Origin of the sequence: Corynebacterium lehmanniae, from assembly GCF_043161975.1 — a bacterium.
GTDB lineage: Bacteria > Actinomycetota > Actinomycetes > Mycobacteriales > Mycobacteriaceae > Corynebacterium > Corynebacterium lehmanniae.
Genome location: NZ_CP170998.1, coordinates 223087 through 248594 on the forward strand (window position 1 = coordinate 223087; position 25508 = coordinate 248594).

Sequence of the window (25508 nt, forward strand, 5' to 3'; positions counted from 1 at the left end):
TAGCCACAGGCGTAGACTTTCCGCGTATGACAACGCTTCGCCAAACGATCGCCTCCGCCCGCCGCATTGTGGTCAAGCTAGGCACGAGTTCCCTGGTCAATGCCGCAGGCGAGCTGGATCCGGCGAAGATCGACCGCATCGTGGACGCTATTGAACACCGCATCGTGCGCGGTTCCGAAGTGGTCGTGGTTTCCTCGGGCGCCATCGCGGCGGGCATGGGGCCGCTGGGGCTGAAGGCACGCCCGCGCGATCTGGCCACCAAGCAGGCGGCCGCGTCGGTGGGGCAGATCCACCTCGCGCAGGTGTGGGGTGCCTCGTTTGCGCGCTACGGCCGCACGATCGGCCAGGTGCTGCTCACACAAAGCGACGCCGGGTCCCGCGAGCGCGCCCGCAACGCGCAGCGCACCATCGACCGGCTGCGGCAGATGGGGGCGGTGCCGATTGTCAACGAGAACGACACGGTGGCCACCTCCGAGATGCGCTTCGGCGACAACGACCGCCTCTCCGCCATCGTGGCCACCCTTGTGTCGGCGGATGCGCTGGTGCTGCTGTCGGATGTGGACGGCCTCTACGACAAAAACCCGTCCGATCCAGGGGCGAAGCTTCTCGACGAAGTCCGCTCCGGCAACGACCTCACCGACGTCGAAGCCGGCGACGGGGGTGTGTTCGGCACCGGCGGCATGGCGGCGAAGGTCTCGGCCGCGCGCCTAGCCACCCGCGGCGGCGTGCCGGTGCTGCTTACCGCCACGGAGAAGATCGAGGACGCGCTCGAAAACGCGCAGGTGGGCACCGTGTTCCACACTCGTCCGGAGAGCAAACTCAACGCCTGGAAGTTTTGGGCCCTCTACGCAGCGGACGCTGAGGGCGTGCTGCGCTTGGACAAGGGCGCCGTCGAGGCCGTGACCCGCGGCGGCACGAGCCTGCTCGCAGTGGGGATTACCGGGATCCAAGGCGAGTTCCATGCAGGCGACATTGTGGAGATCCTTGGGCCGGACTCCGAAGCTATTGGTCGCGGGGAAGTGGCGTACGACGCCGCGGAGCTTGCCACGATGTGCGGCCGCCACTCCGACGAGCTGCCCGAACACCAACGCCGCCCAGTCGTCCACGCCGACTACCTGAGCAACTACGCCTCCAGGTTGTAGGGGGTAGCCGTAAGTGAAGTTTCAGTGCACCTGGAGGGTGTGTTCAAGGGCGTCGATGAGTGTTCGCTTCTCATTCGGGCTTTGACCATTGAGGTAGTACTGCCAGTTTTGGGCAGGGTCCAGCGCATCGAGGAGTAGTGCGAGTTGCGCTCCTGTTTCGTATGGCATCCGGCCGGCGAGAAAGCCTTCGTCGAGCTGCCCTGACTGGTAGAACGGCACTATTTCTGAAAACGGCGCGTGTGCGGTGTTGTCGAAGTACATAGGTCCGAAGTCGTATCCGACGGCTTCGGAAGGAGGGAAACGCCAAGCTCAAACGATGTAAATCTTCCGAGTTGACGCGTCCCTCACTAGGCTAGGGGCACCCTTTGTCCTTGTAGGCATATAGCGGGGAGCGTACGTGCGCATAAGTTGACTCACGCCTACACAGCTTTGCTCTCGCTGTATGGCAACTTCGCTTTGACGCCTTCGACTACTTGCCTTTATGTTTGGCCTTCTTTTTAGCGGCACGGATCTGAAATTTCCGTTGCGCTTTCTCGCGCCGAGCGATCCGAGAAGCTTTCTTTTTGTTTGCGTTAGCTAATTCAAAATTTAATTTTGTTGCTTCTTGGGCTTTCGAGGACACCCCTGAGGTCTTGCGTTGCTCTTTATTGACTTTCCGCTGCAGGCGTTTGGGATTTCCTCGCTGTGGCTCTTCAATAGCGCCAGGTATAGGTACGGAACGATGGGCCCGTTTGACTAGGGAAGAACCATTGACGAGCAGCCACTCATAAAGTTCGGCGTTATTAGGCTCTGGGCCGAAAACTACTCGGACGGCGCGGAGTTGGTTGTTACTGGAAGTCTCGTAGACTCCGCACCAAAACTGACCATCGTGAAAAAGGGTGAATTGAGCAGGCAAAGTTGTCTCCAGGTACGCTAAAGCGGACCTGACGACGCTGGATTCCTTAGCTCTAATGAGCGCAAGAGCTAAAGCGACGGATAGAACTGGCTAGTGCTATCGCTCAGACTTCCTACTGAGACTGTGCGTTTCGCGCATCAGGATCTTACGGGAGGTAACACTAACACACCCTGATGTTTAGACCACGTGTTTAGTAACGGTGTGGTGAGTTTCGGGTAACGCCCGGGTGAGTATCGAGTAACACCCGGGCGTTTAGGTTGGTAGCGGGGGTTATTGGGTCAGTCGCATGTTGGTGCCTTCGAGTGTGATGATTTCGGCGCCGGCGACGAGTCGGTTGAGTATTGACTCGGCGATGACGGCGTCGGGGATGGATTTGTACCACTCGTCGGGTGTGAACTGGGATGTCACGATGGTCGATCCGCGGGGTTCGCGTTCTGCGAGGATATTGAGCAGTTGGTGTGCGGTGGCGGCATCGATTGGGGTGGTGAGGAAGTCGTCGAGGACTAACACGTCTGTGTTGTGTAGGTCTTCGAGGAACGTGATGCGGGCTGGGTCGTCGTGTTTGAGCACGGCGAGGTGGTTGGCGAGTGTGTCGGTGCGGAAGAAGCGTGCGGAGTAGTCATTTCTGCACGCCGCGGTGAGTAGTGCTTGGGCGAGGTAGGTTTTGCCGACGGAGGATTTGCCCAGGATGACAATGTTTTGTGCGCTTTGGCACCATTGGCAGTGAGCGAGTCGGGTGATTTGCTCTTTGTTGATGGTGCGGCCGGGCGTGTAGGTGATGTCTTCGATACAAGCATCGGGATTTGGCGATCGGGATGCTTTGAGCAGTTTGTTGACTCGCCTCTCACGCTTGGCCGCTACCTCTTTATCGAGTGCGTAGAGCACTTTGTCGGAGAAGCTCCAGTCGTCGAATGCGGGATCGGCGGCGATGTCGATGACGCTTTGTCCGAAGGCGGTCATGCGTAGATCGGTAAAGATCGGCAGGACTGATTCGTCGAGGAAGCGGGCGGATGATGATGCTGGTTGCGGGTGGGGCATGGGTTATGCAGATCCTTTCTTGGTGAGGTTTTCGAGGCTGAACTGGGCAGCACCACCGAGGTAGGCGCCGCGGGTGTCACGCGCTGACGGGGCAGGCGCACCGTCAGCGGGTCTGCCGGTTAATTGATCGATTGGCAGGTCAGCACCTGTAGGTCGTGTGGAGGTGTCTTTGCGCACGGCGGCCATCATGTTTTTCACCGCGGTATACGACACAGCACGCCTTCTGCCGTCGGTGGACACCAAACGTCTGCAGGCATCTTCGAGGATTGGCTTGTTGGCGTGTTTGCCCATGTTGAGCACGTTGCGGCACGCTTGGTACGCCTGGGCAGGGATCGCTTTAGCTTCGATGAGCTCGGCAATCACCTGGCGTGTGGCCGGCCCGATCTTGGAGGCTTCGCGCAGGAAGTACTCACTTGTCCACAACCCACGGGTATCACCCAGGTTCGCCGGTATGTGGTCGGTGTCGGTGACATACACCCCGCGGGCACGCGCGAGTTGGTGTCTGGCCACACGCTGCCCGGCGTCGAAGACGGCGAGACTGTCACCGGTGATGCGCACATCCACGGTGCGGCCCACCAGCTGGTGCGGTACCGAGTAATGCGCGTTGTGCACTCTGATGTGGAAATTGGGTGCGACTTTGGCGCGTTTCCATTCGGTGCGCTGCCACGGTGTTGCAGGCAGCGCGGTGAGCACGTCGCGTTCGAACTGATCAAACAATGCGCGTCTGCTCGTCGCATTGCCGCGAAACGGCGTGGCAGCGTTGATCCCATCGACCAGGGCGGTGATTTTCGCGTTGAGCTCGTCTATCCCGACGCACTGGTGGCCATCGAGTGCGTGGATGACGTTTTGGGTGACGATCTTGACTGCGGCTTCGACGCTGGCCTTGTCTTTGGGTCGTTTCGCCCGAGCCGGCAATGCGGCGGTGTTGTAGTGCTCCAAAAACTCCTCGTAGGTGGAGTTGACCCGACGATTTTTGTCCGCGGCACTAATCGCGTTCGAGGCTGTCGAGGCGTTATCTGGCACGATGACCTCGGCAACCCCGCCGAAGTACTCAAACGCGCGGATATGAGCTGCAAGCCATGCGTCCTGGCGCTCATCCGCGCACGCGCAGGCGAACACCATGCCTGAATACGGCAGCGAGGCGACAAAGATACTGACCTTCGATCCTTGCCCGCCGGTGGGGTCACACAGCCGCATCTTTGTGCCTGCCCAGTCCACCTGCATCGTATGGCCTGGGGCATGGGTGATCCTGGCGGTCAGCCCAGCTGCATCAACGTGTTGGGCCACAAGCTGGCGAAACCGCTCGTAGCTGTAATACCGCTGGCCTGGGTCCGCAGGCTGTGCGGTGTAGCGGCCCCACAGTACCTGCAGGGTCACCTTGTTGCGCCCGGTGCGTGCCTTGGCGACAGCGTCGAAATCGATCGGGACGAAATCGCCCTGAGCATGGCTGCGCCCGTCGACGAACCAGTCCACCAGCTCATGATCCGCAACCCCACGAAGTTGCTCACGGGTTGTGATGTTGTGTTCCACCAGCGCATCGCGTGCTTTTTGCACCGTGGTGTGCGAGCACCGCAGACTCGAACAGATTTGGCGGACAGACCAGCCTTTGAGCACTTGATCCATTACCGCCCGGTAGTCAGTCACAATCAGACTCCTCTGGTAACGCCGCGTGCCCTGAAGTCACGCGGTCACCAGAATCCTCCCCCGGACTGTTACTGGATGCTCACCAATGCGTTACTCGATACTCACCACGGTGTTACTAGATACGACCGCGTAACACCCTGATTCTGAGGAAATGCAGCACGCAGACCGTGCACACCCTCCCGATAGGATAAGCGCCAGCACCGAAAGGAGAAGAGGACTGTACATAGTTATTGTCTTGGCTGCGCTGGTGTGTGCCACCGTCTTGGCCGTCCAGACCATCCGCCGCGAACAGCCCCAAGACCGTATGCGAGTCGCCGCGATTGGAGGCGGAACCAGCGTGGCAATGATCCTGGGCGCTTATCTCATCTTCAACCTCGCAGAGCTGCCGCTAATTCTTACCGCACTTATTGCGTCGCTGGGACTACTCGCCCTGTGGACTGGCATTTTCGGAGCCCGCCTCAATGAAAGAACCAACAGGTAAAGCCACGTTTCGGTGAACATACGCTATAACATATGCTTTAGCGTATGTCGTGCCATATGCCTAAGCATATAGCCTGCCATACAGCAATCACCGTGGGGCGTATATTCACCCGCACGCCGCGCCGTATCTATGCGTTTTTCAACACCCGATACACCGTAGGGCTTGAACGGAATTCGTGTAGGCGCAATCAGGGGCTATAAAGTATCGCATTACTTGCATCCAAACCTGTACATTCAGAGAATTGCCTTGGACTGGCGGTAACAGGTACCAGATATGCGTTCGTAAAATTCGCGCGCGTTAATGTCGCTCCACGAAGGTCTGACTCGCTAAGAATTGCGTTCGTAAAATCTGCGTCGGTGAAATCTGCCGATTTCAAGTTAGCCCATGCCACCATGGAGCCGCGAAACGAGCATCCTTTGCATATGCTTCCTTCGAGATTGATATCCGTCAGGTCATAGTTGGACATATCTTTCCCGGAAATGTCTTCCCCAGCGAGCTCCGTGGCCCACGATTGAGGCATCGTTTTGTACATTTGCTATTTAATCTGCGGTGAATTGATAATCCATTGCGGGCAACGGCCTTGGTAGCCAAGGCAGTGAGTGGTTACAACTCCGTAAGGTTTGCCGTCCCTTATCTTGTTGAAACCAACCACCGTTAATATGTCTGTGGTTTCAACTTTCCGGCACTTCTTAAAAGGTCCCCAACCTGAGCAGGAAATATGATCCATGGGCAGGCGATATTCATAGCGGTCGCCGGAGCGCTTAATTTTTGGCGCATATTTTGTTGAAGCTTGTGAAGCACGAATGGATAGACCGTGTTTGTTCTGGTTTTTCGCCCGAGCCTTTTCCCGAAAGTAAACCAGCTTTCCATTTTTATCCGTCCACTGCGACACGATAGTGTAAGGGCCTTTATTTCCAAAGCTTTGATCCCAACGTATGTTGCTGTGCCTTCGATCGTTGCCTTCCAGCGTTCAGCGGCGACGTACTCCGGGTCGGCAGCGAGTCGGCGCATCTCAATAGCCAACAGCCCGTGGGCTAAGTCTCTGAGGCGGCTTGGGCTGGTTTCGGCGCGTATTTCGTCGAAAAGCACGAGCTCTTCTTCCAGCAAAGCAAGATCTGGCTGACCAAGCGGACCCGGATCCATGCTCCAGTTCTCCTGCCCGTAGAAATGGAAAGCCTCGTGTGCGAGGAAAGTGATGAAGTGCTCAGAAGAGTTTGGAACGTCGAAGCTGTGCTCGCCGAACTTCACGTAATAGGAATCCTGACCGAGCACTCGTTTGGGGTGACCGATAGTGGTGAAGTTGCCACCGAGCAACCATGTTGGCAGCAGCTGCGGGTAAAGGCGTGCAAGCCGGTATACGTGGAAACCTTCTGCCGCCGGTGCAGGAATCGGCTCGGCAAACGGCGACGATACTGGCTCGTTTGTGACGAGATAGCTGAATCCGGAGTCTTTGCTCATGAGGACGAACGGGTGTGACACTACGTCGACGTCGCGCCACAGTTGCGGGGTGTCGGCGAGTGTTTGGAACTCCTCGAGAGCCCGCCTGTCAATCGGGGATAATCCCGCACGTTTGGCAATTACAAGGTCTGCCGCACCGGCTGCAAATACGATTGCGAGCAAAATGGCGAGAAGTCTCAGGATGAGAGAACGCATGGAGTCGATTATCTCCGAAGGACCATGCGCCAGATCTTGTCACCCAGCGGAGTGATGCGAGTTTCGGGTTTGATCTTCATGACGAAGTTCTTGTCTTCTACTGTGCGTGGCAGGTGGGTGAAGCCCGGAAGGCTCGTGAGGCCCACGATGGGTGGGGAGGACGGGTCGCAGTCGATGACCACGTCGAATTGACGAAGACGTTTCAAGAGTCCGTTGGCACGTTCGCGGGACTCGTTTGTCAGTTTCCCAGGGGCGGCACCGGTGCGGTCTTGGACACTTAAATGGTGTGAATGCCGGGGTGTGAATGCCGGGGTCGGAGGTCGAGTTTTTCCATACTCTGGGTAGGCATGAAGTTCACGTATTTGCCAAAGCCTAAAAACGAACCCATCGCTGCGCTGGAGGCGAAGGGACATCAACACGTCGCCCTTGAGGACAACCCGGACCTCGTGTTGTTCGGTGGCGGTCCGAAGGATTTCCCGGATGAGCTGCCGGACAGCGTGAAGGTTGTGCAGATCCAGTACGCCGGCATTGAAGGTTTGCTGGAGGCCGGCATTCTGTCCAAGCATGCGGCCAATGGCGTGCGCTTTGCTAATGCGGGTGGGCTTTACGACGACACCGTCGCCGAATCCACCCTCGCCCTCCTACTGGCAGTAGAGCACCGTATGAAAGCGGTAGATCGCGAGTGGAACAACACGCAGCTGTTCAAGGAGAAGGAGTACCTCTTCGACAACAAGAAGCTCGCGATCATCGGCGCCGGAGGCATCGGCAAGACGCTGATCCGATTCCTTCAGCCCTTCGGCATGGAGATCACTGCGGTGAACCGCTCGGGCAACCCGGTGGACGGCGCGGACCGTTCCGTTGCCATGAAGGACGCTGGCGAGATCTGGGCAGATCATGACTACTTTGTGTTGCTCACCCCGCTGACGGAGGAAACCCGCCATATGGTGAATGCGCAGCGGATTGAGCAGATGAAGGACACTGCGGTCGTCGTCAATGTGGGGCGCGGGCCGCTCGTCGATACGCAGGCGCTCACGCAAGCGCTTGCCGACGGCCACCTGCGCGGCGCCGGCCTCGATGTCACAGAGCCCGAGCCACTGCCCGCCGACCACGAGCTGTGGGGCCTGGACAACTGCGTCATCACCCCGCACGTGGCCAACATCCCGCGGTTCATGGAGCGCCGCATCGGCGGCCTGGCCGCGAAGAACTGGGAGCTTTACGCCGCGGGCGAGAAGATGGCCACAGAGGTCGACGTCGACGCCGGGTACTAAATGACCAGTATGGTAGCCCCGAATCCAGGTGCGTTACCGAGGCGGGCATCTGCGGTGACGAGCGGCTGATTAAGCGTTTCGGCAAGCGCTATGAAAGTGGCGTCGTAAGCGGAAACGTTCTCGCGGAGCTGCCAGGTTCGAGCCATGAGCGGAAGGTGTCCGTGAAATTGGATACCCAGCTCGCTCAAGATCGATAAAGACTCGGCCGCTCTACTCACGTCCAAAACGTTGGAACGCACCTGTCTTCTCATTACCTGCACGACTTCAGTTACCAGTAGGTGAGGTGCGTGGATTTCTGCGTCTTCGGCAGAGATCAGCTCGAGTACTTGGTCGCCCTTTTCAGTACGTAGCAATAGTTCGATTGCCGCGGACGTATCCAGAATCATGCCCTGGCATCCCGTTCAGCGCGAACAGCTTCGGCAATGGACTCGCCCTTCGTGCTCACCCGGGGAAGATTGGCGAGACGAGCCAGAGCCGCGGAACGCTTGCGGCGGTTGAGCGCGAATGTCAGCTCGTCAACAGCAACGTCGGACACGGAGGTGTTCCGCAGCTGGGCCTGCGCTTCAAGAGCGCGCACCAGCTTTTCCGGGACGTTGAAGAGCTGCAAATCGGTCATACCGAAATAGTGGGCCACCCTCGCGCCGGTGTCAAGGGTTTTGGTAATCGTCTAGCGCTAGGATTGCCGCATGAGTGCGCAGCAGACTGACCAGCAACGACAGGCCGAGCGCGAGGAGGTGCTCGCGAAGGCGCGCCGCGCGAAGGAGGTAGCGCCGATAATCGCCGCGCTGCCGACCCCGGCGAAGGACGCGGTGCTGCTCGCGGCCGCCGCTGCGCTGACGGAGCGCGCCGGGGAGATCCTCGACGCCAACGCCCGCGACCTTGAAACCGGCCGCCAAAATGGCCTGGCGGAGTCGGTGCTGGACCGGCTTGCACTCGACCAGGACCGCATCGAGGGCATCGCCGGCGGCCTGCGCCAGGTGGCCAGCTTGCAGGACCCGGTGGGGGAGGTGCTCACCGGCCGCACGCTGCCCAACGGCATCCAGATGAAGAAGGTGCGCGTCCCGCTCGGTGTGATGGGCATGGTCTACGAGGCCCGTCCGAACGTCACCGTCGACGCGTTCGGCCTAGCGCTGAAATCCGGCAACGTGGCGCTGTTGCGCGGATCGAAGACGGCGCGGCACTCGAACAACAAGCTCGTCGAAATACTGCAGGACACCCTCGCGGCACACGACCTGCCGCGCGAAGCGGTGCAGTTGCTGCCGTGCGACTCCCACGAGTCGGTCCAGGACCTCATCACCGCGCGTGGGCTTGTCGACGTTGTCATCCCCCGCGGCAGCGCCCGGCTGATCGAGGCGGTGGTCACCGGCGCGACCGTGCCCACCATTGAGACGGGCACGGGCAACTGTCACTTCTACATCGACGCCTCCGCGGATCTGGACAAGGCGATCGCGATGCTCATCAACGGCAAGACGCGCCGGGTCAGCGTGTGCAACGCCACCGAGACAGTGCTCATTGACGCGGCTCTCGCGGACGAGGACAAGCGTGCGGTCGTCTCAGCGTTGCAGGCTGCGGGGGTTGAGGTGCACGGAGACGTCGAGAAGCATGCTGCGTTTGGTGCGGACGTTTCGCCTGCGACCGAGGCCGATTTCGCCGAGGAGTACCTGAGCATGGACATCGCGAGCGCGGTCGTGGACGGCGTCGAGGGGGCGATCGCCCACATCGCGCACTACTCCAGCGGCCACACCGAGGCGATTGCGGCCCAGGACGCACATGCTTTGCGACGGTTCGCTGACGCCGTGGACGCCGCCGCCGTCGTACTCAACGCATCGACCGCCTTCACGGACGGGGAGCAATACGGCATGGGGGCGGAAATCGGCATCTCCACCCAGAAACTGCACGCCCGCGGACCGATGGCGCTGCCGGAGCTGACCACCACCAAATGGATCCTGGAAGGTACCGGCCAGGTGCGCTAGTCTATCCGCGTGAAAAAATCCCGTTCCTCCTGGCGCGCCCGCTTCGGCCTGTTCGCCACCGCTGTCGCCACCGCCGTGACAGCCACAGTTTCCCCCGTCGCGCCCGTGCAGGAAGCCGACGCGCAAACCCGCTGCCCGGCCGTCGCCGTCATCGCCGCCCGCGGCTCCGGCCAAAACACCCAGATCTACCCCACGCGCTACTCGGGCGGGGCGGCCTGGACCTCCAACGGCTGGGAAGCGGAGACCATCCGCGCCTTCCTCCAGCACGCGGAGCGCCGCTACACCGCCACCCACGGCGGCAACTCGCTGATGAAGGACGTCGAGGTCATCGGCTTGGAGCCGCGCTACTACCCGGCGACGTTCCCGGAGTACGACGTGCCCGAGGTCGCCGTGCCGTCGACGCTGCTGCAGGCGCTCGGCCTTGCCATCCAGTGGGCCAACCCGATGTTCATGATGGCGCGCAGGGCCTCGAACCAGTTCCTGGACTCGGTGAAAATCGGCCGGGGTGGCGTGATGCAGATGATCAACGACTACCAGGGCGCCACCGGCTGCCGCCCGAAGTACATCCTGTCCGGCTACTCCCAGGGCGCGATGATTCTGCTGGAGCACGAGCGTGAACTGGCGCGGCGCGGCCAGCTCGCCGGCGTGGTCTACTTTGGCAACCCGAACACCGCCCCGGGCGACTGGTCCACCGTGGGCGTGCGCGGCGGCGGCGCGGGTGGCATCCTCGGCGCGCTGCCGTTTAACACCAAGACCGCCGCGGCGACCCGCAACCGCGTCAACTACTGCCTGCCGCTGGACGCCGTGTGCGACTTGTCCGTGCAGACGCTGGAGGCCTCCCGCGCCACCGGCGGCAACCACGCCCGCTACTTCCGCTGGAGCTCCCGCTGGGACAACCAAGTCTCCGACGCGTTCGGGCGCTTCGTGGATCAGGTACGGTACGGCTAATGAACCAGCTGATTCGGACCACCGCCGCCGCGACCGCTTGCGCCGTCGCGCTTTCAGTTGCGCCTGCGGGCGCGGAGACCATCACGCGTGACACCACGCAGCGCGTGACGGTGGAAAAGACCTGTGAGTGGGAAGTGGACGCCAAGGGCAACCCGATCCTGGACGCCAAGGGCAACCCGATCCCGGTGGAGGTGGACGGCAAGCAGGTGTGCAAGGAGCGCGAGGTCGCCGCCGGCTCCTCGAGCAGCGCCAACAAGTGGGCGGACGACACGCGCGACGAGCTCAGCATCGGTGCTGTCGTCGGCGTGGTCGGCGCACTGCTCGCGCTGGTGCTCGGCGCCGGACTGCTGTTCATCGAGTCCGTGGACATCCGCATGCTTCCCCCGGCGAGGTAACGGCGCATGACGGAGCACTACGCAGCTTCCTTGGAGCAGGCGCGGCGCATCGGGGTCATGGGCGGCACGTTCGACCCGATCCACCACGGCCACCTGGTCGCCGCCAGCGAGGTGGCGGACCGGTTCAACCTGGACGAGGTCATCTTCGTGCCCACCGGCCAGCCGTGGCAGAAGGCGGGCAAGACCATCAGCCCGGCGGAAGACCGCTACCTGATGACGGTGATCGCCACCGCCTCCAACCCGCGCTTTTCCGTCTCCCGCGTCGACATCGACCGCGACGGGCCGACGTACACCATCGATACGCTGCGGGACCTGCGCGAGCAGTTCCCGGACGAGGAGCTGTACTTCATCACCGGCGCCGACGCGCTGGCCTCCATCATGTCCTGGCACGACTGGGAAGAGATGTTCCAGCTCGCCGAGTTCGTCGGCGTGACCCGCCCCGGTTACGACCTGCGCGAGGACATGCTGCCGGCCGACATCCAGGAGCGCGTGCACCTGGTGGAAATCCCGGCGATGGCCATCTCGTCTACCGACTGCCGCGAGCGTGCCGCCGAGGGCCGGCCCGTGTGGTACCTCGTGCCGGACGGGGTGGTGCAGTACATCACCAAAAACGCCCTCTATGCCTAAGTAGCACTCTTAGGCCGTGTCGTGGGACAATGGCGGGGTCTGTCCAACCAACGAAGGGTTTGCCACTTGACCGCTCCGCAGATCTCCATCGACCGGGCCAAGATTGCCGCCAAAGCGGCCGACGAAAAGCTTGGCAAGAACATCGCTGTTATCGACGTCACCAACGTCATGGCCATCACGGACGTGTTCGTGATCGTCTCCGCCGACAACGAGCGCCAGGTCGCCGCCATCGTCCAGGAGGTCGAAGACGACCTGACGGATGAGGGCGTGGAGCCGAAGCGCCGCGAGGGCAACCGCGAAAACCGCTGGGTGCTGCTGGATTACGGCAACTTCGTCGTGCACATCCAGCGCGAGGCAGAGCGCGAGTTCTACGGCCTGGACCGCCTGTACGCGGACTGCCCGGCCATCGAGGTCGAGGGCCTGGAGCCCTACGAGCGCCCCGCCACCTTCGGCAACGAGGCCGAGCTGCGCGAGGCGCAGAACATCGAGGACCTGCCGCTGGCCGGCGACGGCCCGGCGGCCGCAGACGACGAGTTCTAGGCGTCGCGCATGCAACGACGTTTGATCCTGCTGCGCCACGGCGAAACGGAGTACAACGCCACCTCCCGCATGCAGGGGCAGCTGGACACCGTGCTCTCCGAACGCGGTGTGAACCAGGCCCACGCCGCCGCCAAAGAGCTGCGTGACCTGGGTATTTCCAAGATTATCTCCTCCGACCTCGTGCGCGCGAAAAACACTGCTGACGTGGTGGCGGCGGATTTGGGGTTGACTGTAGACGTCGATAAGCGGCTGCGCGAAACACACCTCGGCGACTGGCAGGGCAAAACCCACACCGAGGTGGACACGGAGCACGAAGGTGCGCGGGCGGTGTGGCGCACCGACGCGACGTGGGCGCCGCCGCGCGGGGAAAGCCGTCTCGAGGTGGCGGCGCGCGCGCAGGCCGTGGTGGACGAGTTGATGCGCGACTACGACGAGTGGGACAACTCCGCCGTGCTTTTGGTCTCCCACGGCGGCACCATCGCCGCGCTGACCGCGTCGCTGCTGGGCTTCGTGGTGACGCAGTACCCCGCGATCAAGGGGCTGGGCAACGCGAACACGGCGCGGCTGGTGGCGATGCCGCGCCTGGACGAACCGGCGAAGATCCGCTGGTTCCTCGAAGCCTGGAACCGGGGGCTGAACTAAATGGCAGTGCGCGTGGTGGTGGATTCCTCGGCGGGGCTGCCGCCCGAGGTCGTCCGCGAGCTGGACATCACCGTCGCCGACATGCACGTCATGGGCAGCGGCGAGGACAGGGGCACCTCCGGGCTGTCCTCGCTGGAGCTTGCGGCCTGCTACGCGCGCCAGCTGGAGCGCGGCGGCGACGACGGGGTGATCGCGCTGCACCTGTCCAAGGCGCTGTCGTCGACGTGGTCCGCGGCCGTGGCGGCGTCCGCGGTGTTTCCCGGCACGGTGAAAGTGGTGGAGACGGACGCCGCCGGCATGACCATCGGCGCGGCCGCCATGGCCGCCGCCACCGTGGCCCAGGAAGGCGGGGACTTGGCGGCGTGCGAGGCGATGGCGAAATCGACGCTCGCCCGCTCCGAGACGTGGGTGTACCTGCACCAGCTCGACGACCTGCGCAAATCCGGGCGCCTGCCTACCGGCACCGCGGTGCTCTCCGCGGCGCTTCTGGCTAACAAGCCGATTTTGCGCATCCACGACGGCAAGCTGGAGCTTGCTGGCAAGACCCGCACCCAGTCGAAGGCGTTTGCCAAGCTCACGGAGCTGGTGGTGGAGCGCGCCGAGGGGCAGCCGGTGTTCGCGGCGATCCAGCACGCGGACGCCGAGGAGGCGGCCGAGCAGCTGGCATCTTCGCTTGAGGCGGAGTTGCCGGAGGGCTCGCGGGTGATGTGCGAGCCGCTTGTCGACGTCCTCGCGGTCCACACCGGCCCCGGCGCCATTGGGCTGTCGGTTGTCTTTTCTTCTCGGGAATCTGCCCAGTAGGTGTGGATAACCCGCCCTGATTGGTGACGCCGCAACAACGTTATCCACAGGTTTGCGGGTGGGGGCTTCCGGTGCGGGGGTTCTCGGCTTAGCGTGCCGGGCATGAACGCCATCGACCGTCTCCAGGAGCTCACCCGGCCCACCGGGGAAGAGGACCTCCTGGCCGTGCGCTATCCCGCGCCGCGTGTGTCCGTGCCGGTGAAGCCGGCCGCCGCGGCGGTGGTCGCGCTGCTGGTTGTAGTGGGTGCGTGGGCGCTGCTGCGTGGCGGCGGGTCGGAGGGGGACGTCGACTGGGAGCAGGTGGCCTCGCCGACCGAGGTCAGCGGGGTGGTGGTCGTGGCCGTGGTGGGGGAGGTGGCCAACCCGGGACTGATGACGCTGAACGAGGGCTCCCGCATCGCCGACGCCCTGCAGATCGCACAGCCGCTGCCGCACGCCGATTTACTGGCGCACAACCAGGCGCAGCTGCTTGTGGACGGCCAGCAGATCCACGTCCAGGCCGTCGGCGCCGCGCCCCCGGCAGGCGGCGGAGGAGCGGCCGCGCCTGACGCTGGAACGGTGTCGCTGAATAACGCGTCCGCCTCCGAGCTGACCGCGCTGCCCGGGGTGGGGGAGGCGACCGCGGCGGCGATCGTGGCCCACCGCGAGGCCAACGGGCCGTTTACCGCGGTGGAGCAGCTCATGGACGTCCGTGGCATCGGACCCGCGAAGTTCGAGGCCATGCGCGACATGGTGGGGCTGTAGCGGTGTCGGAGCTGCGGCTGGTGCCGGCAGCGCTGGCGGTGTGGGCCGCGGCGGCGTGCTGCGTCCTGTTCGGGGTGTGGGCGGCGCTTCTTGTTGTCGGGGTCCTCGCCGCCGGCTGCCTGCTCGCGCGCGAGTATGGCCAGGCGGTGCTGACCGCGGGCCTCGGCGCGGCGGCGACGCTCACGGCGGCGGTGCGCAAACACGCAAGCGTCTCCGCCTCCGAGATCGTGGGCACCGTCAGCGGCACCCCGAAGCAGACCGAGTCGGGCGCCTACCTGGTGAGGGTGAAGGTGCCCGGCCAGCCGTCGACGACGCCGGTGTTTGCCGAGGAGCTGCCCGACGGTGCGGTCGCCGGCGCGCACGTGGTGGGCCGTGGTGTGTCCAAAGAATCTGGCGTGCCGGGCGTGAACCCGTTCGTGCTCAACGGCGACGTCGAGGTCCTTGGCCCGCCTCGCGGATTAGCGGCGTTCGCCCACCACGTGCGCACGACTTTCGCCGCGGCGGTGGAGGCGCAGGTGGGCGAGGGTGCGCGCGGGCTCATTCCGGGCATGGTGCTTGGCGACGTCTCCCTGCAACCGCCAGCCGAACAACAGATGTACATCGACACAGGCCTGTCACATTTGTCCGCCGTGTCCGGGGCGAATATCGCGATCGTGGCCACTTTCGCCACGGTGGCCGCGGCCGCTTTGAGGGCGGGGTTGCGCGGCAGGATCGCGGCCTCGGCGGTGGCCCTGCTGGTCTACGCCGGGCTGGTTGGCCCGGAGCCGAGCGTGTTGCGCGCCTCGGTGTCCGGCCTGGTGGGGCTGGTCGCGGTGCTCGCCTCCCGGCAGGCCGAGCCCATCCACGCGCTGTGCCTGTCCGTTATCGGGTTGGTGCTGGTGGATTCGGACCTCGCGGTGCACTACGGCTTCGCCCTGTCGGTGGCGGCGACGGCGGGCATCGTGGCGCTCTACCCGCTGTTGTACCGCGCACTGGCGGTGACTGGCTGGCCGGACATCCTCGTTCGCGCCCTTGCTGTGGCGGTGGCGGCGGACCTGGCCACCATGCCCATCGTGGCGATGATGGCCGGCAAAGTCTCGCTGGTCTCGGTCGGTGCCAACGTGCTGGTCGCACCGGTGGTGGGGCCGGTGACGGTGCTCGGGCTCATCGCGGCGGTGGCGTCGCTTTTGCCCGGCGGGCTGGAGGTGCCGGTGCTGTGGTGCGTCGAGCCGTTGGCGTGGTGGGTGCACACGGTGGCGAAGATCGGCGCGGGGCTGCCTAGTGCGACGGTTTCGGCGACCCCATTGACCGCTCTTGTGGTCTACGGGTGGGTGCTCGCCGGGTTTTTGACGGGCCGCCCCCGCGCCACCGTGTGCGCGGCGGCCGCCTGCCTGGTGCTGTTCACGGCACCCGAGCACCCCGCGCCCGTGGACCCGGCCGGGCTGCGCGCCCACGTGGTGGACACCATCGATGAGGTGGAGCCGGTACCAGGGTGGGCCCAGATCGTCGTCGTTGTGGAAGGCGGCCCACCGCGCGGCCGCCCGGTGGCCACGCGGGAGGGTATCCCCGTCATCTTCCCCAACGACTAAGCAAACGCCGCTACTTCTGGCTGCTCGAATCGGAGCTCAGCTGCTCGCCCGGGGTGCAGTTCTTCCACAGCAGCGTGACAACGAGTGCTGCCACGGCGACCGCGCCGGCGCCGCCGATCAACGTGCCGTGCTCGCGGCCGAACGCCTGCAACTGGCGGTTGATGCTGTCCACCTGCTGTGCAACATCTGGGTTGTACAGGCCCGTCTTCTGCTGCAGCTGGGTGTTGAAGTCCTGCAGTGCCGAGTGTGCTTGCTGCGAGAACTCATCGACCCACGGCAGGCTGACCTGCGAGCCGATCGCGATCGGGATCAACGCGAGCAGCGGCAGGCCGAACCCGACGCCGGTGGCGATGCAGCGACCGCGCTCCTCATCCGTCAGTTCCGAGGAACCGGACGGCGCAGGGGCCGTGTCGGTGGGCTTTTCGGGCACCGGAGCGGGCTCGGTGACGGTGACGTCGATGACCGCGTTGCTCGGGTCCTTGTCGGGGCGGGTGATTTCGACCTCGACGGGGTAGGTGCCCGGCGTGACGTCTTGCGGCGGGGTGATGATGACGCTGCCGTCGGGTTTGACGTCGACCCAGTCGGGCACGCTGGGTGCCGGGGTGACGGTGGCGTCGTCAGGCAGTGCCGGCGCCGGGATTTCGGTGGTGCCGCCCGGGGTGACGGTCACCTCCGGTGGGTAGGCGTCGGTGGGCTTTTCGGGCTCGGTGACGGTGACGTCGATGACCGCGTTGCTCGGGTCCTTGTCGGGGCGGGTGATTTCGACCTCGACGGGGTAGGTGCCCGGCGTGACGTCTTGCGGCGGGGTGATGATGACGCTGCCGTCGGGTTTGACGTCGACCCAGTCGGGCACGCTGGGTGCCGGGGTGACGGTGGCGTCGTCAGGCAGTGCCGGCGCCGGGATTTCGGTGGTGCCGCCCGGGGTGACGGTCACCTCCGGTGGGTAGACGTCGGTGGGCTTTTCGGGCTCGGTGACGGTGACGTCGATGACCGCGTTGCTCGGGTCCTTGTCGGGGCGGGTGATTTCGACCTCGACGGGGTAGGTGCCCGGCGTGACGTCTTGCGGCGGGGTGATGATGACGCTGCCGTCGGGTTTGACGTCGACCCAGTCGGGCACGCTGGGTGCCGGGGTGACGGTGGCGTCGTCAGGCAGTGCCGGCGCCGGGATTTCGGTGGTGCCGCCCGGGGTGACGGTCACCTCCGGTGGGTAGACGTCGGTGGGCGCTTCGGGCACCGGAGCGGGCTCGGCCGGGACAGACGCCGGATCGAACGGGTTGGTGCCCTTGTTCACCTCGTCCTCGTTGGACACGCCGTCGCCGTCCCAGTCGGAGACCTGCGCCATCGGCGTGCCGTCGACGGCCACGAGAGTAAACCGGGCGGTGACGTCCTCGTCGGCGGGCACACCTGGGCGGTAGGTGACGGTGACGTCGGCGGAGGCGTCGAAAAGCGATGCGAGCTCCGCGACCGATTCCTTGCCGGTGTACAACTTCGCCAGCGCCTCCAGCGTCGGACCCACTGCGGTGATGTTGCCGCGGGCGTCCGGGTCGGAGATCTGCCATAGCCCGTTGTGGTCGTGCGTTGCGGTGATGTGCGCTTCGGAGACATCCGGAGCGACCTCGAAGGTCAGAAGCGACGTGCCGGAACCGCCGAGCGCGGCGGTGACGGGGTCGCCGTAGCCCGGGTTGTAGGGCAGCTCGGCGGTGACCCGGATCTCCTCCGTCTCGTACGAGCCGTCCGGGTAGCGGATGGTCACGGTGGTCGTGAACACATCGCCGGGCTTCGCGTCCGCCGGCACGGTGAAGTACACAGTGCCGTTGTCGGCGATGACAAACGCCGGGTTGTCCACGGTGAACGTGGTGCCGGCCGGCAAGGAGCGGTCGCCGATCTGCGGCAGGGTCACCTTGGCACCTGGCTGGGCGTGGGTCTGGTTCCAGAACGGGGTGTGCGTGGTGGACAGCGATTCACCCACGGTCAGGGTGGTCTCCACGACGTCCTTGGTGCCGTCCGGGTAGGTCACGGTGATCGACGCTGTCTGCTCGCCGGGCACGGAGGTGTCCGGCTCGGTGGTCCACTCGATGTGGGTGCCCGGCGGGAAGGTGCCGGCGTTGACGACGGCGGTGGCGGCCGAAGGGGCGCCGACAAGCTGCTTCGTAAACACCGGGCGGGTGTCTGGCTGGTGGGACTCGTTCATCGGGGTCGCGGGGGCCTCGATGACGGTGACCTCCACCGGCACCCGGTCCTCGGTCTTGTCCGGGTAGGTCACCACCACAGTTGCGGCAGTGGTGCCAGGTGTGGAGGTGTCGGGCTCGCTGTCCCAGGTGATGGTGGTGCCGGCTGGCAGGTCGGACGCGTTGGCGATAGCGGCCGCGGCGTTCGGCGCAGGAATGTCCACCACGGCCTGGATACCCTGGCCCTGCGGGTCGTGCGTGTCAGCCTGGCTCGCCACGTCAACGGTGACGTCCACGGTGTCCGTGGAGCCGTCCGGGTAGGTCACCACCACTGTGGCCTGCTTTGCGCCCGGGGTAGAGGTGTCCGGGGCGGTTTCCCAGCCGAATGTGGTCCCCGCGGGAAGGTCGGCCACATCCGCCACGGAGTTTCCGGCCTGCGGCACATCGCCGCTGGTGACACTCTGGTCCTTTCCAACCGGGTCGTGCTGGTCAGCCATGGAACCGACGGCAACTTGGACGTTGACCTTGTCCGTGGTGCCGTCCGGGTAGGTCACCACCACTGTGGCCTGCTTTGCGCCCGGAGTAGAGGTGTCCGGGGCGTCCTCCCAAGTAATCGTGGTGCCCTCGGGGAGCAGCTCCGGGTTGGCAATAGACGCGGACGCCTCAGGGGCATCGCCTTCCTTCACGGGCTGGTCCTTACCGGCCGGGTTGAACTGCTCGGACTGCTCGCGGACGTTGACTTTCACCTTCACGGTCTCAGTGGAACCGTCGGGGTAGGTCACAAGCACTTCGGCGTCCTTATCGCCCGGGGCGGAGACGTCCGGCTCGGTCTTCCAGGTCACCGTGGTGCCGGCAGGCAGCTCGGAGGCGTTGGCAATCGAGCTGGTGGCCGCTGGCACTTGTCCGTTGTTGGTGCTCTGCGGCTGGCCCTCCGGGGAGAACTGGTCGGCCTGGGAGCGCACGGCAACAGTGACCTTCACAGTGTCGGTCGTTCCGTCCGGGTAGGTCACTAGCACCTCGGCGTCCTTATTGCCCGGGGTGGAGGTGTCCACCGGCTGGGTGAACTCGAAGTGGGTGCCGGCCGGTAGGTCGTCCACGTTGCCCACGGAAACGCGTGGCACGACGCTGTCGCCGACGTTGACGGTCTGTTCGGCGGACTTCGGCTCGTACTGCTCGTTCATCGGGGTCTTCGGCGCCGCGACAACGTGGACGGTGACCGGGACGCGGTCCACCGTGCCGTCCGGGTAGGTCACCAGCACGACGGCCGGGACGTCGCCGGTCGCAGCGGTATCCGGCGCGACCGACCACGTGTAGACGGCATCGGCCGGCAGCTCCGCCACGTTGGCGATGGCGGTGCGCGCCGGCGGCGCGTCGACGCCCTCGACAGCGGTGATGTCCTGGCCCGCAGCGTCGTACTGGTCGGTGTGGGTGCGCACGATGACCTTCGCCGGCACGCGGTCGACGGATCCGTCCGGGTAGGTCACCACGACAACGGCGTCCTTCACGCCCGAAGTGGAGGTGTCCACCGGCTGCTCCCAGCTGAGGTTCGTGCCGTCCGGCAGGTCGCCGGATACCGACGCGCGCGGGTCGGCGGCCTGGCCCTGGTTCACCACCTGGTCGGCGGTGGTGGGATCGTGCATCTCAGCGTCGTTACGCACCTGCACCACAACGGTGAGGGTCTCCGAAGTGCCGTCGGGGTAGGTCACCAGCACCTCGCCGGTCTTCTGCCCGGGCGAGGAGGTGTCGGGCTGGCTTACCCAGCTAAATTCCGTGCCCTCAGGCAGCTCGTCGGCGTTGTCCACGGAGTCGGCGGCCTGCGGCTGCGCGCCCTTGTCCACCGTTTGCAGACCCGCGTGCGGGGTGTACTGCTGCTTGTTGGAGCGGACGCTCACGGTCACGCTTACGGTTTCGCTGGTTCCGTCGGGGTACTCCACGCGCACCACGGCGTCCTTCGCGCCGCCGCTCGAGGTGTCCGGCGCCGTCTCCCAGGTCAGCTTGGTGCCCACCGGCAGCGAATCCGGGTTGACGATGGAGGCGGCGGGCGCCGGCTCGTCGCCGATGTTGACGGTCTGCGTCCTGCCGGCGGGCGCGTAGTACTGTTCGTCGGTGCGCACGCTGACCTGCACAGCAACACGGTCGACGGAGCCGTCCGGGTAGGTTACCAGCACCACCGCGTCCTTGGCGCCGGAAGTCGCGGTGTCCACGGGGGATTCGAAGGTGAAGGTGGTGCCCTCGGGCAGGTCGTTTGCGTTGCTTATCGACGCCTTCGGGTCCACCGCAGCATCCCTATTCACCGTCTGCGGCTGGCCAGCCGGCTCGTTCGCGTCCGCAAGCGGGCTCACAACGATCTGGGTTGTGACCACCTCGGAGGAGCCGTCCGGGTAGGTGACGGTGATGGAGACGTCCTGGACGCCGGTCTTGCTGGTGTCCGGTGGCGTCTGCCAGGTGTAGGTCGCGCCGGGCAGGTCGTCGGTGTTGGCGATGGAATCCTCCGGGCGCAGGTCCTTGGCGCCGTTTTCCACGGTGCGCGCCTTAGGCGCGGGCGTGGAGGTGTCGGCCTGCGGCCGCACGGTGACGGTGACCTCGACGGTGTCGGTGGAGCCGTCGGGGTAGGTCACTTTCACGGTGCCGGTCTTGTCGCCGGGGGAGGATGTGTCAGGCGTGTTGTCCCATTCCACCTTCGTGCCGGCTGGCAGGTCCGAAAGGTTGCCGATGGATGCGGCGGCGTCCGGGGTGGCGCCGTTGTCCACGGTCTGCTCCGCGGCGGCAGGAGCGTAGTCGTCCGCAAGCGGGGTGACGGTGACTGTCACGGTGATGGTGTCGACCGTGTCGTCCGGGTACACCACGCGCACCTCGACGTTGTCGAACGTGCCGGGCTTGTCCGTCGACGGCGGGTTGACGAACTCAAAGTGCGTGCCAGCCGGCAGCGAGTCCGCGTCCGCCACGGCATCGCGGGCGTTCAGCGCGCTGGTGGCCTTGACGGTGACGTCCTGGCCGGCTGGATCGTTGGTCGTGTTCATCGGCTCGGCGGGCTTCGGCGTGACGTTGACCTTGACCGGCACGTCCTCGGTGGAGCCGTCCGGGTAGGTCACGCGCACGACCGCGTCCTGGGTGCCGGTTGCGCTGGTGTCCGGCTCGGTGGCCCAGGTAAAGGTGGTGCCGACGGGCAGGTCGCCGATGTTGGTGATCGCCGACTCGGGGTACGCCGCGGCGCCTTCGACCACGTCGATGTCCTGGCCCACGGGGGAGTTGGTGTCCGCCTGCGGGCGCACCGTAACGGTTGTGGTGACCTTCTCGGTGGAGCCATCCGGGTAGGTGACAACAACGGTGACCTCTTGCTTGCCCGGCTTCGAGGTGTCCACCGGGTTCTCCAGCGCGAGCGTGGTGCCTTCCGGCAAGTCGGCCTCGTTTGTCAGCACGTCTTCGGGGGTGACTGCTCCGCCGTTGTCGACGGTGATGTCGGCGCCCTTCGGGTCAGTGGTGTCCGAAAGCGGGCGCACGGTGACCTTCACCGGCACTGTGTCCACGCTGCCGTCGGGGTAGGTGACGATGACGTTGGTGGTGTACGTGCCTGGTTTGTCGGTCGAAGGCTGCGTCTCAAAGGCGAACTTGGTGCCCTCCGGCAGGTCGCCGGCGTTGGTGATGGAGTCCTTCGGGTCCAACGTGCTGCCGTTGTCCACGGTGCGGTCCTGGCTCTCGGGGGTGAGCGCGTCGGCCTGCGTGCGCACAACCACGCTCACCGGGATCTTTTCGGTGGACCCGTCGGGGTAGGTGACCACGACGACGGCGTCCTTCGACCTCGGCGAGGAGGTGTCGGGCGCTTCCTCCCATTCGAACGTGGTGCCCTTCGGCAGCGATGCGGTGTCGACGAGGGAGTCTTGTGCCTTCGGCGTCGCACCGTTGTCGACGGTCTGCGTTTTCGCCACCGGCGCGTACTGCTCGGCCTGGGTGCGGACCTCCACCTGCACCTTGACGTCGTCGGTGGTGCCGTCCGGGTACGTCACGCGCACCACGCCGTCCTTCATCCCCGGCGTGGCGGTGTCGGGGGTGGTGGCCCATTCGAAGGTGGTGCCGCTAGGCCGCTGCTGGTTGGGCACGAGCGACAGCTCCGGATCGAGGGCGTCGCCCTGGTTGACCACCTGCACGGCAGGTTGCGGGTCGAATTGGCTGTTCAGCGGGGTGACGTCGATCTTCACCGACACCTTCTCGGTGGTGCCGTCGGGGTAGGTCACCACCACCACGGCGTCCTTCGTGCCGGGGGTGGAGGTATCCGGCTGCTTCTCAAAGGCGAAGGTGGTGCCCTTCGGCAGGTCACTGGCGTTGCTTATCGACGCCTTCGGGTCCACCGCCTCCCCATGATCGACCTCCTGGGTGGTGCCGGACGGGTCGTACTGCTGCTCCTGGGTGCGCACGTACACCTTCACCGACACCTCCTCGAAGGAGTCGTCCGGGTAGGTCACCACCACCACGGCGTCCTTTTCGCCGGACGTGGAGGTGTCCACCGGAGTTTTGTAGGTGAAAAACGTACCGGCGGGCATGTCGTCGGCGTTGGCGATGGAGGCGTTCGCGTTCGGCGCCTCATTCAGGTTGACCGTCTGGTCTTGCCCGGCTGGGTCGTTGGTCTGGTCCAGCGGCTTCGTCGGAGCAGGGGTGATCCGCACCGTCACATCCACACGGTCGACGGAGCCGTCGGGGTAGCGCACCAGCACCACAGCCGGGACGTCGCCCACCTTGTCGGTGGCGGGCGCGGTTTCCCAGGTGTAGGTCGCGTCCGCAGGCAGGTCCACCACATTGGCGATAGCGGAGCGCGCCTCCGGCACAGAGGTGCCCACGATGGCCTCCGTGGTTTGGCCCTGCGGGGTGAACTCCTCCGCCTGCGGGGTCGGTGTGACGGTGACTTTGGCGAAGACCGTCTCCTGCGAGCGGTCCGGGTAGACCACCTGCACGGGGATCGTGTACTCGCCGGGCGCGGTGCCGGCGGGCGGGGTGGCGGTGAACCCGCCGGTGCCCGCATCCGAAGCTGCCTGCGTAGTCCAGCCGGAAACGGGGGCACCGGAGGCGTCGACAGGCGTGCCGAAGGTGAACGTCGTGTCCGCCGGAACGGACGTGTCCGTCTGGTTCAGTGTGACGGCCTTGCCAGGGAAGGTTTCCTTGGCGGGGTAGGCCGGCTGGCTCATCGCGTTTTGGCCCTTGGCCACAATAAAGGAGTCAGACGCGAGCAGGTCGTCGATGCCGCTGTAGAGGGTTGCCGAGTACACGGTTCCGGGGGCGGCGGTGGGGTCCGCGGACACCGGGAAGGTGCACGCGTTTGCGTCCGAAAGCGAGGACACCGGGCACTCCTTGACCACCTTGCCCGTGGTTTCGTTACGCCAGACGATGCGGTTGCCCGGCACCGGCGGCAGCGTGCCCGTGACGTTGAGCTGCGCCGTGCCGTTCAGCGGCGACGGGTTCAGCAGCTGGTCGTAGTTGGGAATGTCCAACTTCACCGGCCCGTAGGGCACGACCGCAAAGCCGAAGTTGTAGAAGTTGTCCGGCGCGGGGTTCATGCCCGGCACGATGGCCGCGGCGGGGTGGGGAGCCTCGCCGGCGTTGTCGTTGTACTCCTGGAACACCGGGGTGGGAAAAGGTGAGTACGCGTTGACCTGCTGGCCGTTCTGGTCCGTGACCCACATGTACATGCGCGAGTTGCCGGAGAGTTCCTTGTAGTCGGTGCGCAGGGTGTACTGGCCGTTTTCGTCGGTCTTTCCGGTGACGGTTACCGCGATCGGTTCGTTGCCGGCAGCCCGCATTTCCTCGAGCATGGCCTTGATAGCGCCCGCTCGCTGCGCCAGCGTGATCTTGGAATCTTTTTCAATGGCCTCGACGCGCTTTTGGGCTTCGGGGGTCAGCACCGAGGCGAAGACGTTGTAGCCCTCGAGGTTGGTGTCGCCGTTGCCCGTGTTGCGGGTTGGCGGGCCGACCTGGCGGTCGCCTTTGAGCGTGTCCATCCACACGAAACCGGAGATGGTGTCTTTGACAGAAAGCGTGGTTGCCGGGTTGTTCAGCGGGCCGAGAGGATCGACCTTGACGTTGGGGGCGGACATGTAGCTTTTGGCGGGGTCTACCACCTCGGTGAGGAAGATGCCGGTGCGCTGGATATTCTGACCAACCAGCTGGAACATGCCGGACGCGTCCGCGGGGTACTGGCCAGAGCCCGGCGCCACGCCGACCCAGGAGTTGGGCACGATGCCGCCGGATTGGCGGGTGTAGACGTACGGGTTGCCGGTTTCCGGGTTGACCATGTCCTTCTCAGCCACCCACAGGCGGTACGCCTGCTGGCCGTTGCCCACGCCGGAGGCGTCGAACAGGTGGGGCTTGCCGTTGGCGTCGTAGAAGGAGACGTAGTTGCCCTTTTTGTCCTTGACCAGGTTGCCCTTGGCGTCGCGCATGCGGAGGTCGAAGGCGTACGCGCCGGCGGCCTGCCCCTTGAGGGCCTGGGACTGGGCTGCGTAGACGGGGGAAAGTGTGCCGTCGGAGTCGCGGAACTGCATCAACACGGTGACACCGTTGAGACCCATGGAGTCGCTGATGCTCGACGGCGCGGTTGACTCCATGACGCCGACGCGCCCGGACAGCAGGCTCCCGGCGTTTGTGAGGTCGATGGCGCTGTTGACGTAGCCGTTTTTGATGGCGTCTGCGTCGATGGTTCCGGCCGGGGCAGACCACTTCGGGTCGGCCGGACTGCTGTTGGTCACAGCCTCAGCTTCTGGGGCAGTGTCGGGGGAGGCCACCACATGCGTAAGCGGGGCAACGGTGGCGAGGGCAAGTGCGGCGGCAGCGATGGAGGTGCCGCGTCGACGGGAGGTCAGGTGCGTGCTCAAAGGGGGGTCCTTCTGTTGTGTTGTGCCGGTCCGGTACTGGCGCGCGGATGCTCGCGGGCGGTGACGCTTTGCGCAGTCTCCAATACAAGTATGAAGACTCACTGCGGAATTTGCCAGGGTT

The 25508-nt window shown here is 64.8% G+C and carries 21 protein-coding genes; 11 read left to right on the forward strand and 10 right to left on the reverse strand.

The features are described 5' to 3' along the window. Window positions 1–26 precede the first annotated feature (26 nt). Window positions 27–1142, forward strand: a complete 1116-nt coding sequence (proB, locus tag ACF3NP_RS01100) for a glutamate 5-kinase (RefSeq protein WP_181888929.1) — start codon at window positions 27–29, stop codon at window positions 1140–1142. Between the two features lie 21 nt (window positions 1143–1163). Here proB and ACF3NP_RS01105 read toward each other — a convergent pair whose 3' ends face one another. From ACF3NP_RS01105 to ACF3NP_RS01135, 7 genes are all read right to left on the reverse strand, one after another. Next, window positions 1164–1403 (reverse strand): hypothetical protein, encoded by a 240-nt coding sequence (locus ACF3NP_RS01105; RefSeq protein ID WP_181888928.1) that lies wholly within the window; start codon window positions 1401–1403, stop codon window positions 1164–1166. 208 nt (window positions 1404–1611) lie between these two features. Continuing rightward, complete coding sequence (locus tag ACF3NP_RS01110; RefSeq protein ID WP_236883416.1) at window positions 1612–2037, reverse strand: YjdF family protein; 426 nt, start codon at window positions 2035–2037, stop codon at window positions 1612–1614. A 270-nt stretch (window positions 2038–2307) separates the two neighbouring features. Then, window positions 2308–3075, reverse strand: a complete 768-nt coding sequence (locus ACF3NP_RS01115; RefSeq protein ID WP_070771239.1) for an ATP-binding protein — start codon at window positions 3073–3075, stop codon at window positions 2308–2310. Between the two features lie 3 nt (window positions 3076–3078). After that, window positions 3079–4719 (reverse strand): IS21 family transposase, encoded by a 1641-nt coding sequence (istA, locus tag ACF3NP_RS01120; RefSeq protein WP_181888927.1) that lies wholly within the window; start codon window positions 4717–4719, stop codon window positions 3079–3081. Between the two features lie 668 nt (window positions 4720–5387). Further along, complete coding sequence (locus ACF3NP_RS01125) at window positions 5388–5732, reverse strand: pentapeptide repeat-containing protein (RefSeq protein WP_181888926.1); 345 nt, start codon at window positions 5730–5732, stop codon at window positions 5388–5390. 122 nt (window positions 5733–5854) lie between these two features. After that, complete coding sequence (locus tag ACF3NP_RS01130; protein WP_181888925.1) at window positions 5855–6853, reverse strand: hypothetical protein; 999 nt, start codon at window positions 6851–6853, stop codon at window positions 5855–5857. Between the two features lie 8 nt (window positions 6854–6861). Further along, window positions 6862–7059, reverse strand: coding sequence for a hypothetical protein (locus ACF3NP_RS01135; RefSeq protein ID WP_181888924.1), 198 nt, complete (start codon window positions 7057–7059; stop codon window positions 6862–6864). A 141-nt stretch (window positions 7060–7200) separates the two neighbouring features. Between ACF3NP_RS01135 and ACF3NP_RS01140 the strand changes: the two genes are divergently transcribed. Then, a complete protein-coding gene (locus tag ACF3NP_RS01140) occupies window positions 7201–8121 on the forward strand; it encodes a D-isomer specific 2-hydroxyacid dehydrogenase family protein (protein WP_181888923.1) in 921 nt (306 codons plus the stop codon). On the opposite strand, the gene ACF3NP_RS01145 is transcribed toward ACF3NP_RS01140, so the two are convergent. After that, window positions 8118–8507, reverse strand: coding sequence for a type II toxin-antitoxin system VapC family toxin (locus ACF3NP_RS01145; protein ID WP_181888922.1), 390 nt, complete (start codon window positions 8505–8507; stop codon window positions 8118–8120). The two genes, ACF3NP_RS01140 and ACF3NP_RS01145, sit on opposite strands and share 4 nt — an antisense overlap. After that, window positions 8504–8737, reverse strand: coding sequence for a hypothetical protein (locus tag ACF3NP_RS01150; RefSeq protein ID WP_126857909.1), 234 nt, complete (start codon window positions 8735–8737; stop codon window positions 8504–8506). The genes ACF3NP_RS01145 and ACF3NP_RS01150 overlap by 4 nt, the downstream gene beginning before the upstream one ends. A gap of 70 nt (window positions 8738–8807) precedes the next feature. On the opposite strand from ACF3NP_RS01150, the gene ACF3NP_RS01155 reads away from it, so the two are divergent. From ACF3NP_RS01155 to ACF3NP_RS01195, 9 genes are all read left to right on the forward strand, one after another. Further along, entirely contained in the window at window positions 8808–10094 is a 1287-nt protein-coding gene (locus ACF3NP_RS01155; protein WP_181888921.1) for a glutamate-5-semialdehyde dehydrogenase, read from the forward strand. Window positions 10095–10103: 9 nt separating this feature from the next. After that, window positions 10104–11042: a cutinase family protein gene (locus tag ACF3NP_RS01160; RefSeq protein WP_239306236.1), complete on the forward strand. Its 939-nt coding sequence runs from the start codon at window positions 10104–10106 to the stop codon at window positions 11040–11042. Then, entirely contained in the window at window positions 11042–11437 is a 396-nt protein-coding gene (locus tag ACF3NP_RS01165) for a hypothetical protein (protein WP_181888920.1), read from the forward strand. Before ACF3NP_RS01160 ends, ACF3NP_RS01165 begins: the two co-directional genes overlap by 1 nt. A 6-nt stretch (window positions 11438–11443) precedes the next feature. Then, complete coding sequence (gene nadD / locus ACF3NP_RS01170; protein WP_181888919.1) at window positions 11444–12064, forward strand: nicotinate-nucleotide adenylyltransferase; 621 nt, start codon at window positions 11444–11446, stop codon at window positions 12062–12064. A 66-nt stretch (window positions 12065–12130) separates the two neighbouring features. Next, a complete protein-coding gene (gene rsfS / locus ACF3NP_RS01175; protein WP_181888918.1) occupies window positions 12131–12604 on the forward strand; it encodes a ribosome silencing factor in 474 nt (157 codons plus the stop codon). Window positions 12605–12613: 9 nt separating this feature from the next. After that, entirely contained in the window at window positions 12614–13246 is a 633-nt protein-coding gene (locus ACF3NP_RS01180) for a histidine phosphatase family protein (RefSeq protein ID WP_181888917.1), read from the forward strand. Then, window positions 13247–14047, forward strand: a complete 801-nt coding sequence (locus tag ACF3NP_RS01185; protein ID WP_181888916.1) for a DegV family protein — start codon at window positions 13247–13249, stop codon at window positions 14045–14047. 102 nt (window positions 14048–14149) lie between these two features. Beyond that, window positions 14150–14791: a ComEA family DNA-binding protein gene (locus ACF3NP_RS01190; RefSeq protein ID WP_181888915.1), complete on the forward strand. Its 642-nt coding sequence runs from the start codon at window positions 14150–14152 to the stop codon at window positions 14789–14791. 2 nt (window positions 14792–14793) lie between these two features. Then, window positions 14794–16359: a ComEC/Rec2 family competence protein gene (locus ACF3NP_RS01195; protein WP_181888914.1), complete on the forward strand. Its 1566-nt coding sequence runs from the start codon at window positions 14794–14796 to the stop codon at window positions 16357–16359. Window positions 16360–16369: 10 nt separating this feature from the next. Here ACF3NP_RS01195 and ACF3NP_RS01200 read toward each other — a convergent pair whose 3' ends face one another. Continuing rightward, window positions 16370–25387 carry a Rib/alpha-like domain-containing protein gene (locus ACF3NP_RS01200; RefSeq protein WP_392398847.1) on the reverse strand — a complete coding sequence of 3006 codons (9018 nt, stop codon included), beginning with the start codon at window positions 25385–25387 and terminating at the stop codon, window positions 16370–16372. Window positions 25388–25508 lie beyond the last annotated feature (121 nt).

Excerpts from the sequence above, each read along its gene's own strand:
- proB (WP_181888929.1), top strand. The coding sequence starts at position 27 with ATGACAACGCTTCGCCAAACGATCGCCTCCGCCCGCCGCATTGTGGTC.
- ACF3NP_RS01105 (WP_181888928.1), bottom strand. The coding sequence starts at position 1,403 with ATGTACTTCGACAACACCGCACACGCGCCGTTTTCAGAAATAGTGCCG.
- ACF3NP_RS01115 (WP_070771239.1), bottom strand. The coding sequence starts at position 3,075 with ATGCCCCACCCGCAACCAGCATCATCATCCGCCCGCTTCCTCGACGAA.
- ACF3NP_RS01125 (WP_181888926.1), bottom strand. The coding sequence starts at position 5,732 with ATGTACAAAACGATGCCTCAATCGTGGGCCACGGAGCTCGCTGGGGAA.
- ACF3NP_RS01130 (WP_181888925.1), bottom strand. The coding sequence starts at position 6,853 with ATGCGTTCTCTCATCCTGAGACTTCTCGCCATTTTGCTCGCAATCGTA.
- ACF3NP_RS01140 (WP_181888923.1), top strand. The coding sequence starts at position 7,201 with ATGAAGTTCACGTATTTGCCAAAGCCTAAAAACGAACCCATCGCTGCG.
- ACF3NP_RS01145 (WP_181888922.1), bottom strand. The coding sequence starts at position 8,507 with ATGATTCTGGATACGTCCGCGGCAATCGAACTATTGCTACGTACTGAA.
- ACF3NP_RS01150 (WP_126857909.1), bottom strand. The coding sequence starts at position 8,737 with ATGACCGATTTGCAGCTCTTCAACGTCCCGGAAAAGCTGGTGCGCGCT.
- ACF3NP_RS01155 (WP_181888921.1), top strand. The coding sequence starts at position 8,808 with ATGAGTGCGCAGCAGACTGACCAGCAACGACAGGCCGAGCGCGAGGAG.
- ACF3NP_RS01165 (WP_181888920.1), top strand. The coding sequence starts at position 11,042 with ATGAACCAGCTGATTCGGACCACCGCCGCCGCGACCGCTTGCGCCGTC.
- nadD (WP_181888919.1), top strand. The coding sequence starts at position 11,444 with ATGACGGAGCACTACGCAGCTTCCTTGGAGCAGGCGCGGCGCATCGGG.
- ACF3NP_RS01180 (WP_181888917.1), top strand. The coding sequence starts at position 12,614 with ATGCAACGACGTTTGATCCTGCTGCGCCACGGCGAAACGGAGTACAAC.
- ACF3NP_RS01185 (WP_181888916.1), top strand. The coding sequence starts at position 13,247 with ATGGCAGTGCGCGTGGTGGTGGATTCCTCGGCGGGGCTGCCGCCCGAG.
- ACF3NP_RS01190 (WP_181888915.1), top strand. The coding sequence starts at position 14,150 with ATGAACGCCATCGACCGTCTCCAGGAGCTCACCCGGCCCACCGGGGAA.